The 15,693-nt window shown below is 49.7% G+C and carries 18 protein-coding genes and 3 tRNA genes; 17 read left to right on the top strand and 4 right to left on the bottom strand.

All coding sequences use genetic code 11. The features are described from left to right. Positions 1-154 precede the first annotated feature (154 nt). From ACWKX3_RS02535 to sdiA, 7 genes are all read left to right on the top strand, one after another. Positions 155-874 carry an RNA polymerase sigma factor FliA gene (locus ACWKX3_RS02535; RefSeq protein ID WP_042320109.1) on the top strand — a complete coding sequence of 240 codons (720 nt, stop codon included), beginning with the start codon at positions 155-157 and terminating at the stop codon, positions 872-874. Between the two features lie 53 nt (positions 875-927). Beyond that, positions 928-1,479, top strand: coding sequence for a flagella biosynthesis regulatory protein FliZ (gene fliZ, locus ACWKX3_RS02540; RefSeq protein ID WP_058610161.1), 552 nt, complete (start codon positions 928-930; stop codon positions 1,477-1,479). Positions 1,480-1,565: 86 nt separating this feature from the next. Next, positions 1,566-2,366: a cystine ABC transporter substrate-binding protein gene (gene tcyJ, locus ACWKX3_RS02545; RefSeq protein WP_236346204.1), complete on the top strand. Its 801-nt coding sequence runs from the start codon at positions 1,566-1,568 to the stop codon at positions 2,364-2,366. Positions 2,367-2,472: 106 nt separating this feature from the next. Continuing rightward, complete coding sequence (gene dcyD, locus ACWKX3_RS02550) at positions 2,473-3,459, top strand: D-cysteine desulfhydrase (protein ID WP_088208199.1); 987 nt, start codon at positions 2,473-2,475, stop codon at positions 3,457-3,459. Between the two features lie 21 nt (positions 3,460-3,480). After that, positions 3,481-4,149, top strand: coding sequence for a cystine ABC transporter permease (gene tcyL / locus ACWKX3_RS02555; RefSeq protein WP_006176122.1), 669 nt, complete (start codon positions 3,481-3,483; stop codon positions 4,147-4,149). Next, a complete protein-coding gene (gene tcyN / locus ACWKX3_RS02560) occupies positions 4,146-4,898 on the top strand; it encodes an L-cystine ABC transporter ATP-binding protein TcyN (RefSeq protein ID WP_454541216.1) in 753 nt (250 codons plus the stop codon). Before tcyL ends, tcyN begins: the two co-directional genes overlap by 4 nt. A gap of 221 nt (positions 4,899-5,119) precedes the next feature. Further along, entirely contained in the window at positions 5,120-5,842 is a 723-nt protein-coding gene (gene sdiA / locus ACWKX3_RS02565; protein WP_006176120.1) for a transcriptional regulator SdiA, read from the top strand. A 65-nt stretch (positions 5,843-5,907) separates the two neighbouring features. Here the strand turns inward: sdiA and ACWKX3_RS02570 are convergent, their stop codons facing one another. Together ACWKX3_RS02570 and ACWKX3_RS02575 are read right to left on the bottom strand one after the other, a co-directional pair. Further along, positions 5,908-6,132: a DUF2594 family protein gene (locus tag ACWKX3_RS02570; RefSeq protein WP_006176119.1), complete on the bottom strand. Its 225-nt coding sequence runs from the start codon at positions 6,130-6,132 to the stop codon at positions 5,908-5,910. After that, positions 6,119-6,289 (bottom strand): hypothetical protein, encoded by a 171-nt coding sequence (locus ACWKX3_RS02575; protein ID WP_420025983.1) that lies wholly within the window; start codon positions 6,287-6,289, stop codon positions 6,119-6,121. Before ACWKX3_RS02575 ends, ACWKX3_RS02570 begins: the two co-directional genes overlap by 14 nt. Before the next feature lie 310 nt (positions 6,290-6,599). Here ACWKX3_RS02575 and uvrY point away from each other — a divergent pair, with 310 nt between their 5' ends. The 6 genes from uvrY to ACWKX3_RS02605 all read left to right on the top strand — a co-directional run bounded on the left by uvrY (position 6,600) and on the right by ACWKX3_RS02605 (position 10,140). Next, positions 6,600-7,256, top strand: a complete 657-nt coding sequence (uvrY, locus tag ACWKX3_RS02580) for a UvrY/SirA/GacA family response regulator transcription factor (protein ID WP_006176117.1) — start codon at positions 6,600-6,602, stop codon at positions 7,254-7,256. Then, positions 7,253-9,085 carry an excinuclease ABC subunit UvrC gene (gene uvrC / locus ACWKX3_RS02585; RefSeq protein ID WP_042320104.1) on the top strand — a complete coding sequence of 611 codons (1,833 nt, stop codon included), beginning with the start codon at positions 7,253-7,255 and terminating at the stop codon, positions 9,083-9,085. The genes uvrY and uvrC overlap by 4 nt, the downstream gene beginning before the upstream one ends. Positions 9,086-9,141: 56 nt before the next feature. Next, positions 9,142-9,690, top strand: a complete 549-nt coding sequence (gene pgsA, locus ACWKX3_RS02590) for a CDP-diacylglycerol--glycerol-3-phosphate 3-phosphatidyltransferase (protein ID WP_006176115.1) — start codon at positions 9,142-9,144, stop codon at positions 9,688-9,690. 151 nt (positions 9,691-9,841) lie between these two features. Then, positions 9,842-9,917 (top strand) — tRNA-Gly (locus tag ACWKX3_RS02595). 51 nt (positions 9,918-9,968) lie between these two features. Next, a tRNA-Cys gene (locus ACWKX3_RS02600) sits at positions 9,969-10,042 on the top strand. Positions 10,043-10,053: 11 nt separating this feature from the next. Beyond that, positions 10,054-10,140: transfer RNA gene (locus tag ACWKX3_RS02605), tRNA-Leu, on the top strand. A 240-nt stretch (positions 10,141-10,380) separates the two neighbouring features. Here the strand turns inward: ACWKX3_RS02605 and ACWKX3_RS02610 are convergent. Then, a complete protein-coding gene (locus tag ACWKX3_RS02610) occupies positions 10,381-11,121 on the bottom strand; it encodes a hypothetical protein (RefSeq protein ID WP_265460283.1) in 741 nt (246 codons plus the stop codon). A gap of 80 nt (positions 11,122-11,201) precedes the next feature. On the opposite strand from ACWKX3_RS02610, the gene ACWKX3_RS02615 reads away from it, so the two are divergent. The 4 genes from ACWKX3_RS02615 to ACWKX3_RS02630 all read left to right on the top strand — a co-directional run bounded on the left by ACWKX3_RS02615 (position 11,202) and on the right by ACWKX3_RS02630 (position 14,215). Then, positions 11,202-12,404 carry a tyrosine-type recombinase/integrase gene (locus tag ACWKX3_RS02615; protein ID WP_454541217.1) on the top strand — a complete coding sequence of 401 codons (1,203 nt, stop codon included), beginning with the start codon at positions 11,202-11,204 and terminating at the stop codon, positions 12,402-12,404. Positions 12,405-12,780: 376 nt separating this feature from the next. Then, positions 12,781-13,152: a hypothetical protein gene (locus ACWKX3_RS02620; RefSeq protein ID WP_454541218.1), complete on the top strand. Its 372-nt coding sequence runs from the start codon at positions 12,781-12,783 to the stop codon at positions 13,150-13,152. A 25-nt stretch (positions 13,153-13,177) separates the two neighbouring features. Further along, positions 13,178-13,708 (top strand): hypothetical protein, encoded by a 531-nt coding sequence (locus tag ACWKX3_RS02625; protein ID WP_454541219.1) that lies wholly within the window; start codon positions 13,178-13,180, stop codon positions 13,706-13,708. Positions 13,709-13,780: 72 nt separating this feature from the next. Further along, a complete protein-coding gene (locus ACWKX3_RS02630) occupies positions 13,781-14,215 on the top strand; it encodes a DUF2787 family protein (RefSeq protein WP_454541220.1) in 435 nt (144 codons plus the stop codon). A gap of 610 nt (positions 14,216-14,825) precedes the next feature. Here the strand turns inward: ACWKX3_RS02630 and ACWKX3_RS02635 are convergent. Then, positions 14,826-15,644: a DUF726 domain-containing protein gene (locus ACWKX3_RS02635; protein WP_454541221.1), complete on the bottom strand. Its 819-nt coding sequence runs from the start codon at positions 15,642-15,644 to the stop codon at positions 14,826-14,828. Positions 15,645-15,693: the final 49 nt, after the last annotated feature.

Here is a 15,693-nt window from a genome sequence, read left to right on the forward strand (position 1 = left end):
CCCCCGCTTTTTTAGATGGTTAGCCCCGAATTGTCTGGCGCTTACCCTGGCGTTAGCCAAATAACCCACTTTTTGTTCCCTTATTCACCCGATTAAAACCCCTCCAGAATCGGATAATCATGCCGATAACTCAACTAACGCAGGGCTGTTTATCGTGAATTCACTCTATACCGCTGAAGGTGTAATGGATAAACACTCGCTGTGGCAGCGTTATGTCCCGCTGGTGCGTCACGAAGCATTGCGCCTCCAGGTGCGGTTGCCGGCGAGCGTGGAACTGGACGATCTGCTACAGGCGGGCGGTATCGGGTTATTAAATGCAGTTGACCGATACGACGCTCTGCAAGGAACGGCATTTACGACTTACGCAGTTCAGCGTATTCGTGGTGCGATGCTGGACGAGTTGCGCAGCCGCGATTGGGTGCCGCGCAGCGTTCGCCGCAACGCGCGCGAAGTGGCTCATGCAATGGGACAGCTGGAACAGGAACTGGGGCGCAACGCGACGGAAACGGAAGTGGCGGAGCGTCTGGGGATTGCTGTTGAAGACTATCGTCAGATGTTGCTCGATACCAATAATAGCCAACTCTTCTCTTACGACGAGTGGCGCGAAGAGCATGGCGACAGTATCGAGCTGGTGACGGATGAGCATCAGCAAGAAAACCCGTTACACCATTTAATGGAAGGTAACTTACGCCAGCGCGTGATGGAAGCGATTGAAGCGTTACCAGAACGTGAACAGCTGGTGTTGACCCTTTATTACCAGGAAGAGCTTAATCTCAAGGAGATTGGCGCGGTGCTGGAAGTAGGGGAGTCGCGGGTTAGCCAGCTGCACAGCCAGGCCATAAAACGCTTACGGACAAAACTGGGTAAGTTGTAGGTGATTCATTCACCTGAAAATGCCGCACAACGTATTGACAACCAGGAGTTATCATGACGGTGCAGCACGCTAAAAGACGGCCTCTAAGCCGCTACCTGAAAGACTTTAAACACAGCCAGACGCATTGCGCCCACTGTAACAAGCTACTCGACCGTATCACGCTGGTACGTCGCGGTGAAATCGTGAATAAAATTGCGATCTCTCGCCTCGATACCTTACTGGATGAAGCCGCCTGGCGCGAAGAGCAAAAAGAGTGGGTAGCGCTTTGCCGTTTCTGTGGCGATCTCCATTGCAAAGAGCAAAGCGACTTCTTTGATATCATCGGCTTCAAACAGTTCCTGTTTGAGCAGACCGAGATGAGCCACGGCACCGTGCGTGAATATGTGGTGCGCCTGCGCCGTCTTGGTCAGCATCTCACTCTGCAGAACCTTTCCCCTGATCTGCTGAAGACCGGTTATCTGGATGAGAATCTGGAACCATGGTTGCCTGCCACCAGCACCAACAACTACCGCATTGCGCTGCGCAAGTACGCGCAATATAAGGTACAAATGCCGGTGGCGTTACAGCAGAAAGTCCACGCCGAGACAACTTCTGATATATATTAAAAATGAATAAGATGTAGCGCAGTCGCCTTTGACCTTGCAGGCGATTTCTCTACACTACTCAAAAATTCCACTGTATCGGGGTATATATGAAATTAGCACTTCTGGGTCGTCAGGCGCTGATGGGTGTGATGGCCGTTGCGCTGGTCGCAGGGATGAGCGTGAAAACGTTCGCGGCGGAAAATCTGCTGAATAAAGTCAAAGAGCGCGGCACGCTGCTGGTTGGGCTGGAAGGGACCTATCCTCCGTTCAGCTTCCAGGGTGACGACGGTAAACTGACCGGTTTTGAAGTCGAGTTTGCCGAAGAGCTGGCGAAGCACCTGGGCGTCAAAGCCTCCCTCAAGCCAACCAAATGGGACGGGATGCTGGCCTCGCTGGACTCTAAACGCATCGATGTGGTGATCAATCAGGTGACCATTTCTGATGAGCGTAAGAAGAAATATGATTTCTCCACGCCGTACACCGTGTCGGGTATCCAGGCGCTGGTGAAGAAGGGCAACGAAGGGACCATCAAGTCCGCGGCTGACCTGAAAGGGAAAAAAGTCGGCGTCGGTCTGGGGACCAACTACGAAGAGTGGCTGCGTCAGAACGTTCAGGGCGTGGATATCCGTACCTATGATGACGATCCGACGAAATATCAGGATCTCCGCGTAGGCCGTATCGATGCCATTCTGGTAGACCGTCTGGCCGCGCTGGATCTGGTGAAGAAAACCAACAATACCCTGGCCGTTGCGGGTGATGCGTTCTCTCGTCAGGAGTCTGGTGTGGCGGTGCGTAAAGGTAACGACGATCTGCTGAAAGCCATCGATGGCGCGATTTCAGAGATGCAAAAAGACGGCAGCCTGAAGGCGCTGTCTGAGAAGTGGTTCGGCGCCGACGTGACCAAATAAGCTTTGTGTGACAAAAAAAGGCGCTTTTAAAAGCGCCTTTTTTATTTATGACGTGACTACGTGCATAATAAAAATATCAAATCTTGTATGCGTTAACGGAGAACCCATGTCACTGCAGAATGTAACGCGCTTCCCCCGCCTGGAATTTATTGGGGCACCCACGCCGCTGGAGTACCTGCCGCGTTTTTCTGACTATTTAGGACGCGATATTTTCATCAAACGGGATGACGTGACGCCAATGGCGATGGGCGGCAACAAGCTGCGCAAGCTGGAATTCCTCGCCGCCGATGCCCTGCGCGAAGGGGCGGATACGCTGATCACCGCCGGGGCCATTCAGTCGAACCACGTTCGCCAGACGGCCGCAGTGGCGGCGAAGCTGGGGCTGCACTGCGTGGCACTGCTGGAAAATCCTATCGGAACGCAGGCGGAAAACTACCTGACCAACGGCAACCGGCTGCTGCTGGATCTGTTCAACGTGCAGGTTGAAATGGTCGATGCGTTGAACGATCCGAATGCGCAGCTCGAGGAACTGGCCACGCGGCTGGAAGCTCAGGGGTTTCGGCCCTATGTGATCCCGGTCGGCGGTTCGAATGCGCTGGGGGCGCTGGGTTATGTGGAGAGCGCGCTGGAAATCGCGCAGCAGTGTGAAGGCGCAGTGAGCTTATCCTCGGTGGTGGTTGCCTCCGGCAGCGCGGGCACGCATGCCGGGCTGGCGGTCGGGCTTGAACAACTGATGCCGGACGTTGAACTGATTGGCGTGACGGTGTCCCGTAGCGTGGCCGAGCAAAAACCGAAGGTCGTCACATTACAGCAGGCGGTGGCTGAGCAGCTAGAGCTGAAGGCAAAAGCCGAGATCCTGCTGTGGGATGACTATTTTGCACCGGGCTATGGCACGCCAAACGAAGAGGGTATGGAAGCGGTCAAACTGCTGGCGCGTCTGGAAGGTATCCTGCTTGACCCGGTCTACACGGGCAAGGCGATGGCAGGCCTGATTGACGGCATTACCCGCAAGCGCTTTAAGGATGAAGGCCCGATTTTATTCGTACACACGGGCGGAGCGCCCGCGCTGTTTGCCTATCATCCGCATGTTTAAAAATCAGGTCGAAAAATAATAATGCAAGAAAGTATTCAACTGGTTATTGATTCACTGCCCTTTCTGCTGAAGGGGGCGGTGTTTACCCTCCAGCTCAGCATCGGCGGGATGTTCTTCGGCCTGGTGCTCGGGTTTGTGCTGGCATTGATGCGCATGTCTCATGTCCTGCCGATTCGCTGGCTGGCACGGTTCTACATCTCCGTGTTTCGCGGTACGCCGCTTATCGCGCAGCTGTTTATGATTTACTACGGTTTGCCCCAGTTCGGTATCGAGCTTGATCCGATCCCCGCAGCGATGATTGGCCTGTCGCTTAACACTGCGGCATACACCTCCGAAACCCTGCGGGCGGCCATCTCGTCCATCGATAAAGGACAGTGGGAAGCCGCTGCCAGTATCGGGATGACGCCCTGGCAGACGCTGCGAAGGGCGATCCTACCGCAGGCGGCGCGGGTGGCCTTGCCTCCGCTCAGCAACAGTTTTATCAGCCTGGTAAAAGATACTTCGCTTGCCGCGACGATCCAGGTGCCGGAACTGTTTCGTCAGGCGCAGCTCATTACGTCGCGCACGCTGGAGGTCTTCACCATGTATCTTGCGGCCTCGCTGATTTACTGGGTGATGGCGACCGTGCTCTCCGCGCTGCAGAACTACTTTGAAAACCAGCTTAACCGCCAGGAGCGAGATCCGAAATGAGTGCTATCGACGTTAAAAACCTGGTGAAAAAATTCCACGGTCAGACGGTGCTTCATGGCATCGACCTGGAAGTGGAGGAGGGTGAAGTGGTGGCGTTCGTCGGCCCCAGCGGTTCAGGGAAAACCACGCTGTTGCGCAGTATTAATTTACTCGAACAGCCGGAAGGGGGGACGATCCGCGTGGGTGATATCACCATCGATACCGGGAAATCTTTTGCGCAGCAGAAAGGGTTGATCCGCCGTTTGCGACAGCATGTGGGTTTTGTGTTTCAAAGCTTCAATCTTTTCCCGCACCGCACGGTGCTGGAGAACATCATTGAAGGCCCGGTCATTGTGAAGGGCGAGCCGAAGGAAGAAGCCATAGCCCGCGCGCGTGAGCTGCTGGCAAAAGTGGGGCTGGCAGGAAAAGAGACCAGCTACCCGCGACGTTTGTCCGGCGGACAACAGCAGCGCGTGGCCATTGCCCGTGCGCTGGCGATGCGCCCTGAGGTGATATTATTCGACGAACCTACTTCCGCGCTCGACCCGGAACTGGTGGGGGAGGTGCTGAATACTATCCGTCAGCTGGCACAAGAGAAGCGCACAATGGTGATCGTTACGCATGAAATGAGCTTTGCGCGTGACGTAGCCGACCGGGCCATCTTTATGGATCAGGGCCGCATCGTTGAGCAGGGGCCAGCTAAGCGCTTATTTGCTGACCCTCAGCAGCCGCGAACCCGGCAGTTCCTGGAAAAGTTCCTCATGCAGTAGCATATTGCACTAATTTGCTCCAGAATTTTCCGCTGGAGCAAATTATTCTCCACTGACCTCTCCCGGCAAACTTTTTTATACCATTCAGTTCGGTTAAACCGTATTAAAGCTGAAGGTAATTGCGAATTTGCCGATATTTTGCAGTTATAAATAAGATTTATGTGGTAGTTTATATTCACCATAAGAATGATTATCTTTATCAGGGGCTTCATTAAGTAAGTATGAGGGATTCAGACTTTTTCACGTGGCGACGGAAATGCTTCCTTCGCTTTCAGGAGTTGACCTGTGCTGACGAGGTTTATCAAGAACTTCAGCAGCAAACACAGGCGCTCGAATTTGATTACTTCTCACTCTGCGTTCGACATCCGGTGCCGTTTACGCGCCCGAAGATTTCTGTACATTCCAGTTATCCCGATCGGTGGATGGCGCAATATAAGTCTGAGAATTATTTCGCGGTCGATCCGGTGCTTAAACCGGAGAACTTTATCCAGGGCCATTTACCCTGGACCGATGAATTATTCGCGGATGCCCAGGAATTATGGGGCGGGGCGCAGGACCACGGCATTCGCAAAGGCATAACGCAATGTCTGATGCTGCCGAATCATGCGCTCGGGTTCCTTTCGGTCTCCCGAACCAGCCTGCGCGAAAATGCGATCCACCATGAAGAGATCGAACTGCGACTGCAAATGCTGGTGCAAATGGCGCTGACGTCGTTGCTGAGGTTCGAACATGAGACGGTCATGCCGCCCGAAATGAAATTCAGCAAGCGCGAGCGTGAAATCCTGAAGTGGACAGCGGAAGGGAAAACCTCGGCGGAAATAGCCATCATTCTCTCGATTTCGGAGAACACGGTTAATTTCCATCAAAAGAACATGCAGAAGAAATTCAACGCGCCGAACAAAACGCAGATTGCTTGCTACGCGGCGGCGACAGGACTGATTTGACTGAAAAAACGTTCTGCGTGGCAGACAAGACAACGGCTGAATGCTTTGCATCCAGCCGTTTTTTATTACTGACGGTAAGCCTGTTTGATCTGCTTAACCGTATTGGCAAACACCTCTGACTCTGCCTGATCTTCCATCTGCGCGATCTGTTTTTCCATTTTAATGATCACACGTCCCGCGTCCGCCTGACCCATGGCCTGTAGCATAAGCGTCAGCAGCGATTTCAGACAGTTTACTTCCTGTGCCAGTTCCTGGTTATTCTCCGCAGTGGCAAATTCAGGTGTGCTCATTTATTTTCCTCAATATAAAACAGCGCGCGAGCGCGACGATGAAAGTTATGGCGCCGGAGTATATCACAAGCTGAGACAAAAAAAGCAGTGGTTGTTTTTTGTACTTTTCCGCATTTTGTTTATTTGCGTAAACAGAACGTCGCAGTAATCTGGCCATCCGCGTAAGACAATTAATTGTTTAGCGCCGGTTCGACTGTCGTTAATTGTTGTTACAAAAAGTTAAGAACTGTTTTTGGGCGAAAGTTATTCACGAATTTTTTGTAACCTTTTGAATACAGATGCTTAAAAATAGTCTTAAAAGCCCATTCCATGCGGGTTCGCTTTCCACGTGCTGTACAAGCTAATTTCCAAAAACGAGAGCGTAATCGAATAGCCGCTTTTTTAACGATTTAATCTTGCGAGGAAAACCGTTAATATAAAGGCAATAAGCAGTCAGTAGCGTTATCCCTATTCTGGAGACATTTCCTTTGATCAACGTCCTTCTTGTTGATGACCACGAACTGGTGCGCGCAGGGATACGACGCATTCTTGAAGATATAAAAGGCATCAAAGTGGCCGGTGAGGCCTGCTGTGGCGAAGACGCGGTAAAATGGTGCCGCGCTAACTCGGCAGACGTTGTGCTGATGGATATGAACATGCCCGGTATCGGTGGGCTTGAGGCCACGCGCAAAATTGCCCGCACCTTTGTTGATACCAAAGTCATCATGCTGACCGTGCATACGGAAAACCCGCTTCCTGCCAAAGTGATGCAGGCGGGAGCTGCCGGATACCTGAGTAAAGGCGCCGCACCTCAGGAAGTGGTCAATGCTATCCGTTCTGTTTATGCCGGGCAGCGTTACATCGCGTCGGACATTGCACAACAAATGGCGTTGAGTCAGATTGAACCGGAAAAAACGGCATCGCCCTTTGCCTGTTTGTCTGAGCGCGAATTGCAGATTATGCTAATGATCACTAAAGGTCAGAAGGTGAATGAGATTTCCGAGCAACTGAATCTCAGCCCGAAAACGGTCAACAGCTACCGCTATAGAATGTTCAGTAAACTGAACATTCATGGTGATGTCGAATTGACTCACCTGGCCATTCGTCATGGTCTGTGCAATGCGGAGTCGTTAGTAAGTCAGTGAATGAAGCGTTCGATTCAAAATCATTTCTAAAAACCGTTACGAGCCAGCCTGGCGTCTATCGTATGTATGACGCTGGCGGCACGGTTATTTATGTGGGTAAGGCAAAAGACCTCAAAAAACGCCTTTCCAGCTACTTTCGAAGCAATCTTGCCTCCCGTAAGACCGAAGCGCTGGTCGCATTAATACATAATATTGATGTCACCGTGACCCATACGGAGACCGAAGCGCTGCTGCTTGAACACAACTACATTAAGCTTTATCAGCCGCGCTATAACGTCCTGCTGCGCGATGATAAGTCCTATCCGTTTATCTTCCTGAGCGGAGACACTCACCCACGTCTGGCGATGCACCGTGGTGCCAAACATGCGAAGGGTGAATATTTTGGGCCATTTCCTAACGGCTATGCGGTGCGCGAAACGCTGGCACTGCTGCAAAAAATCTTCCCTATCCGCCAGTGTGAGAACAGCGTCTACCGTAACCGTTCGCGCCCGTGCCTGCAGTACCAGATTGGTCGCTGCCTGGGGCCGTGCGTTGAGGGGCTGGTCAGTGAAGAAGAGTATGCCCAGCAGGTTGAATACGTACGTCTGTTTTTAGCCGGGAAGGACGATCAGGTTCTGACGCAGCTTATTGCGCGCATGGAAAAAGCCAGCGGCGCGCTGGAGTTTGAAGAGGCGGGGCGCATCCGCGATCAAATTCAGGCCGTACGCCGCGTCACCGAGAAACAGTTTGTCTCCAACACCGGTGACGACCTCGACGTGATTGGCGTTGCTTATGATGCCGGTCTGGCCTGCGTGCACGTGCTCTTTATACGTCAGGGTAAAGTGCTGGGCAGCCGAAGCTATTTCCCGAAGGTACCGGGCGGTACAGAGATGGGGGAAGTGGTCGAGACGTTTGTTGGTCAGTTCTACCTGCAGGGAAGTCAGATGCGAACGCTGCCCTCGGAGATCCTGCTCGACTTTAACCTGGACGATAAAACGCTGCTCTCAGAGTCGCTTTCCAGTCTCGCCGGACGTCGGGTTAACGTTCAGACCAGGCCGCGCGGCGACCGTGCGCGTTATCTGAAGCTCGCCCGAACCAATGCGGCCACCGCCCTGACGACCAAACTTTCTCAGCAGTCGACGGTTCATCAGCGTTTAACCGCGCTGGCGACGCAGTTGAAGCTGCCGGAAATCAAACGTATGGAGTGTTTCGATATCAGCCATACGATGGGTGAACAGACGGTCGCCTCCTGCGTGGTATTTGATGCAAATGGTCCGCTGCGGGCAGAGTATCGCCGCTATAATATTACCGGGATCACCCCGGGCGATGACTATGCGGCGATGAACCAGGTACTGCGTCGGCGCTACGGCAAAGCCATCGAAGAGAGCAAAATCCCGGACGTTATTCTGATCGACGGCGGGAAAGGGCAGCTCGGCCAGGCGAAGGCGGTATTTGAATCGCTCGATGTGGAGTGGGACAAAAACCATCCGCTGCTGTTGGGCGTGGCGAAAGGGGCGGACCGCAAAGCCGGGCTGGAGACGCTGTTCTTTGAGCCTGAAGGAGAGGGCTTCAGCCTGCCGCCGGATTCTCCTGCGCTGCACGTGATCCAGCATATCCGCGATGAATCACACGATCACGCGATCAGCGGGCACCGTAAGAAAAGAGCGAAGGTTAAAAACACCAGTACCCTTGAAACCATTGAGGGCGTTGGGCCAAAGCGTCGTCAGATGCTGCTGAAGTATATGGGCGGATTGCAAGGATTACTCAATGCCAGCATGGAAGAAATTGCAAAAGTGCCGGGTATTTCGCAAGGGCTGGCAGAAAAGATCTACTACTCGTTGAAACATTGAGGGCTCTGTAGCAACATAGAGCTAAATTTTACTGACAACAGACAGTTACCGTCATTATGCGATTTAATATCCCTACGTTGCTCACCCTTTTTCGCGTCGTACTTATCCCGTTCTTTGTGCTGGCATTTTACCTGCCGGTGGTATGGGCACCGTTTGCCTGTGCGCTCATCTTCCTCGTGGCGGCGGTCACGGACTGGTTTGACGGTTATCTGGCGCGTCGCTGGAACCAGAGCACGCGGTTTGGCGCCTTCCTCGATCCGGTCGCCGATAAAGTGATGGTTGCAATCGCGATGGTGCTGGTGGCTGAGCATTATCACACCTGGTGGGTAACGCTGCCGGCGGCAACAATGATTGGCCGCGAGATCATCATCTCCGCGCTGCGCGAGTGGATGGCGGAATTGGGTAAACGCAGCAGCGTGGCGGTCTCCTGGATCGGTAAAGTCAAAACCACTGCGCAAATGGCTGCGCTGGTATGGATGTTGTGGCGTCCGAATGCCTGGGTTGAGTGGGCAGGAATCGGTCTGCTGTGGGTTGCAGCTGTGCTGACGCTGTGGTCGATGCTGCAATATCTGAACGCTGCACGCGGTGATTTGCTTGAACAGTGATCGTTTCGGCGCAATTTTCAGCAAACGATCCTGAGATGCAAAAATAACGTTGACTCACCACGTCATATCAGTAGAATGCAACGCATCGAACGGCGGCACGGTTTGCCGGACGATAATGAAATCAAGTGGTTAGATATCAACTTGATGACATGCGGGAATAGCTCAGTTGGTAGAGCACGACCTTGCCAAGGTCGGGGTCGCGAGTTCGAGTCTCGTTTCCCGCTCCAGATAAAATGCATCGGCAATCGCGGGTGCAGGTCGAAAGACAGAAGATTTACGGCGCGTTAGCAAAGCGGTTATGTAGCGGATTGCAAATCCGTCTAGTCCGGTTCGACTCCGGAACGCGCCTCCACTTTCTTCCCTGGCCGGATGGTGGAATCGGTAGACACAAGGGATTTAAAATCCCTCGGCGTTCGCGCTGTGTGGGTTCAAGTCCCACTCCGGCTACCATGGGAAAAAGCAGAATAATCAAAGCAATAAGCAGTGTCGTGAAACCACCTACGGGTGGTTTTTTTGTGCCTGAAATTCACGCCCTGTGCATATCCTGTGCTCACGGGGTGCAATGAGCTGCAATCTCCAGCCTGGCAATGCCGAATCGAACGTGTCGCCTCCAGCATAGAGAACCAGGCCGCTTTGCCTGTTTTCCGGTACTCTTCCGGGAAGGGGGCCTGCTGAGCAAGCTGTAATGCTCTAGCCGCCCTTACTACAAAGTTGCTTAATTCGTGCAACCACCTCATCTCTGTACTTCTGGTGTCCGTGCATAGCTCTTGGATGGGCAATTCTGAAACAGATTGTATTACCTGTTTTGAACTCCCACAGCTTCCCCGGAATGACTGAAGAAGTCTCATAGCCGCCTAGCTCAGTAAGCACCTGTTTTATGATGTAGTCTGTTCTCCGGGCTCCGGATGCAAAGATGATGAAATCAGGCTCAAGGTGTTTAATTTGTACCGCCAGCAGCTTTAGCGAGGCTAATATGACTTCCTGCACTTCATTTTGAGGGCGATTGAGAGGGGTCAGTCCGTCGTAATCCCACGCCAGTAGATTAGCATACACGATTGCCTGGGGAGGAATATTAAGCTCCCGGGCCAGCCTGAAATGATATTGCGTGAAGCGGCTACGTGATTTGAGGTTGGTGGTGCCATAATTTTGTACCGGAAGATGTTTCCTGTAACGATCTACAGCTTCTTCAACCACTTGCCCGATGGTGACGTCAGGCATAAGTCCCAACACCCGTGATATCGTATTCTTACCATTCAGCGTATTCCAGCCTGCGGTTTCACGTCCAACCAGCATGATTTTTATCGGTGAATGCCAGTATTCTTCAAACGGCACGGGTAAAAAGACGCCTGAGTATTTATCTTCATTCAGGTTAAATGACCGGGCGTCAACTTCCTGTAATATCCGTTTGTACGCGTCTAATAGCCTTTCCATTCTTCAATCCTGCCCCGTAATAAAAACACCTTCAGATATATATTATTTTCATGATATCAATCAGATATATGAGGATAAATATGCAAAAATCCTTCCGATTCACCAATTCATCCATCAAAGCCCTTCCGGCAAACACAGATACCCGATCTACAGAGCTTGAGGTATCTGATACCGAGGTCATTGGCCTCAAATGCCTCTCAGGTCGAACGGGTAACAAACGTTTCCTCCTGCGCTACACATTCCACGGTACCAAAAAAAGTATCAGTATTGGCAGATTCCCTGAAATTGATGTGGGGACAGCTCGCCAGATAGCTCGCCGTCATAAGGAGGCGATTGCACTGGGAAATGACCCTAAGGCAGAGCGCGATAATTATCGTGCGATGCCAACGCTTAGTGAGTTTTTTCACCTGACCTATGTTCCGTTCATCAAGCGCCATAAAAAGTCCTGGGATAAGGATGTTCAGCGTTTCACGCAATACATTGAACCTCGTCTGGGAAAGATACGTTACTGCGACCTTCGGGCCCGGGAAATCCAGCAGGTGCTTTTCGACATGCTTGAGGGTCGTATTCATGGCCAGCAGTATGCACCGTCTACCTGTAACAGGGCACTGGCTATTCTGAAAACTATGGGGCGTTATGCGCTACGACAGGATGTCCTGGAGAAGAATGAAGCCGATAAGATACCTTTACTTAAGGAGAATAATCAGCGGACGCGCTTTTTTGACGCCGATGAGATCAGAAGGATCCTCGACGCTGCGGCACGATACCCCAATAAGGCAGCCGGGGGACTGATAGCCATGCTGCTGTTAACCGGTACACGCAAATCAGAAATGCTGAACGTCATGCACAAACATATTGATCGGGATAACAGGTCGTTATTCATTCCTTATACTAAGAATGGTCGCAGCAGAACTGTGTATCTCAGTGATGTTGCATTATCCATTATTAATTCGATCCCACGGGCTGGCAGCAACCCCTATCTGTTTGCCGTAAAAGATAATGGAAAACCGATATCAGAACCCCGGTGGGCCTATGAAAAAATACTGGCAGAATGCGGGATAGATAAAAGTGAAGTCTGTTTCCACACCACGCGCCATTCCGTCGCATCATTACTTGTCTCCAGCGGACAGTACAGTCTGTATGACGTTAAAGCCCAGCTGGCGCATGCCAGTATTCAGAGTACGGAGCGCTACGCAAAACTGACACCAGAGCGAATGCGTCAGACCGGGCAGGGTGTTACCGACCTTCTTTTAACCCCTGTAGCTACCAGTAAAGAACAGTGATTTTTGCATCTCTTAAACGTGGAGAATGATTATGCCGTTAAAGTGCCCTAAGTGCGGCAGTCGGAATACAGTCACAGAAACTGCCGGAAATATAGCAAAGGTGGCTCGCGATGACCGGTTTCTGACATCAACATCCGGTTATATTAGCCCGGATCAATTACCAGAATTGCTTAAAGAAATCATCAGGGCGATACAGCGTCTCTTTGGATTCCTTGAACAGCGTGAAAGGAATAATGCTCCAGTGCTTATCTGCAAGGATTGTGGATATTATGAAAGAATATAGATGACCACTGAAGGCAATTCCAGATTCTTTACCCTGTCTATGTAACCCCGATACTTAAAACGTATCGGGTTTTTTGTTTATGAGGATTATTCAATGAAATTTATCTCGAACTGGCAAGACCTGCCGTCGCTCCTTCTTCCCGATTCAGTTATGACTGTCTTGAGAAAAGAACTGATACTTCCATTTGATGATGAACTTGCCGCAATGAATTTTTGGGGAGAGGTGGGTGTAACATTAATGTACATTGAGCCCGGTGATGTACCCGAAGATATTAAACGACACGTACTGGATGTAATTCTTCGTTTAATTGCAAACCCTGAGTTCGTGGTCCATCTGACAGATGAATATTACTTGATGCTATCAATTACAGAAGATAATGGAAATGGTATTTATCTGTTGTTTCATCCCAATTGTCCTCTGGGTGGGATTGATAAATTAATGTCTATGTCGGAATTCCGTCTGTAAATCAGATTAAAATCAGGAGATGAAAATGAGAAAATCAAAGTCAGGAAAAAATAATAATGAACACGAGGCGCTGGAGTTAAATAATGATTTAAGTGATATTGAAAAAGGTATCACTGAAGATGGGCAAATATTACCTGAAGATAGTTATAAGCTGCTCATTGAATCAGGTCAGGCGGAAAAAATCAGCCCTAAAGCCAGTGGCATGCTGACATGGCAACTGGCAAAATCTGAAGCAGATAATGAGCTTTATCTCCGACTGATTGCAAATGGCAGCGGAGGGTTATTCTCAAAAGACTGGGTACCAATTACGAAGATTGAAAGTGTACTGGAAAATCAACCTGCAACGGGTTTCACTTCTGGAGTATTCAAATCGCTCTTCAAAGGGGCAAGTGCCAATAACGCAGGTTTTCTGGCTGCAGTTTTACGTTCCCCGGATATATGTTTGCTGGAGGGACATCCGGATAAGTTATTTACGCATGTTTTATATTCTGACTGGCGGGATCGTCTGAATAAACTCAGTGCAATCGATATTCAGGAAACGATTACGGAGGATTAATTCTTTACTAGAGCTGCTATACAACCAGAAACTGCAACACATCTCTACTCACCTTTTACAGGAAAATCCATTATGCAAACCCAGGATGTCTTAAAACAGGCAGGATTAACGCTGCCTGTAACAAAACAATTTCAGCAGCACATTGCGACTCTTCTGTCAGAGCACGCGCTGAAAACGAAGGTAAGGGCGGTGGTCATTAATTTCCGTGATCCGGATTACAGCGTAGAATCCGGTGGCTTTCATCCTGTTGAAATGAGGTTCATCCACAAGGATGACGAATGGTATTTCGATTATGTCACAGACTTTAGTTTCATGGGGAGAGTCTACCCGGAACTGGAAAAGGAAATAGACTTTTGCTGGTCGGGTCATTATGTCTTTCATTATCTCGCTGGAGATATTTCACTTGCAGCAGAGAAGAATGAACTCTGGTCATTGTGGGAGAGTAATTTTATGGAATATCTCTCTATGGATATTTACCGGATAACGGTAACAGAGGAAAGTTGTTGACCCGTTATGAACAGGAAGAAAGCAGGTATCTTTGTAATCCACTTCATGAGCAGCACATCACAGCATGAGGATGATGCCGTTTTTTCCGGGCTGTTCGCATAAACATGTGCAGACACGGGGGATCTCAGATCCCTCGTGGTTTTTGCCCCCTATGGAGCATTCTCCTGTAGCAGGGTGATAACGGTTAATCCATTACCCCAACGACAGTATTACACCGGTAATAAATGTTCATGAATACAGTCAGTTATGTGGGTTTTGAGGTGGGCTATGTCATCGTTGACGATAACTGAAGGTTTTACAGATGTATAAAACTCGCGGTGAAAGGATCGCAGAAAGGCTGTGCTGGATATTACTTCAACTGTATACCGGTAATACGGTATCGGTTAATGATATATGTCAGCGTTTCGCGGTCAGTCGCCGAACCGGACAGCGTGATTTGTTGAGAGTTGAAACTGTAACGGAAACTATTTCACCTGGAAGGGTAAGGCTGGCAAGTTTGATAAGGGAACGAGTTAGACGAAATTTTTAATCGAATCCATATCAATACTATAAAATATGAAAATTAACGGGAGTAAATATATACTCCCGTTATAATGCAACCTTTTTTTAACTACTCAAATGATATTAATTTAGGTATGACAGTGTTTTTATGATGTGTTGAATTTGCAAGATTAATAATATCATGAAATGATTTCATGTCGTCGTCAGTGATTTCTACGGCTGGATCAGCTAAATCGGCACAGGTAACACTTAACCAGTGTGTTAATGAATCAATCCTGTTTGAAGTAATATATTCAGTGTGACCAACATCCCACTTCCAGTTGATTGTCCGAGCAGGTCTGAATCTCACCTCCCGAACCCCAATTGGTGTTACTGACTCAACGAGAGGGTATATCGTGTTAAGTACTTTATCATGTTCACTGTAGATATTTAAATGCCCCATTTTTGAACCGTAAGCCATTTTCATTATGTTCTCTGTATAACTTGTTATTGGGGTGGCTCCGGCCATAGAGATTGTTAAGAGAATATTATCATTCTTAATATAGGGTAATGTATTGTTTATTAATCGAGTCCCTAAAGAATGACCCATTATGATCACATTACGCTTTTCGTTAACGTATATCTCGTTTATTACGCGTGCTAATTTTTCTCTGTTATTAACTGCTGCTTTGGTTGCATTATACCAGGCTTGACGCGCTTTAAATGGGATGGAGATTGATGACAATAAAGGAGATGTTCTCAGGGGGAGGAGAGTATATAACCCCCACTTGTTCGCTATGTCAGTACTTAATATGGATAGTAGATTTGCCGATTCCCATTTATAGTATCTGACATCAAGGCCACACCCTGCTTTAATTCGGTTAAACCATGACATATCATTTTCGGTCAGAAACCCTGATACAACAAGAAGAACCGGGCATTTTTTCATGGTAACTCCATTTTTTTAGCTTACAAAAATAGCACTCAATGAAAATTAT

The sequence above is a fragment of the Enterobacter sp. UPMP2052 genome, assembly GCF_053709675.1.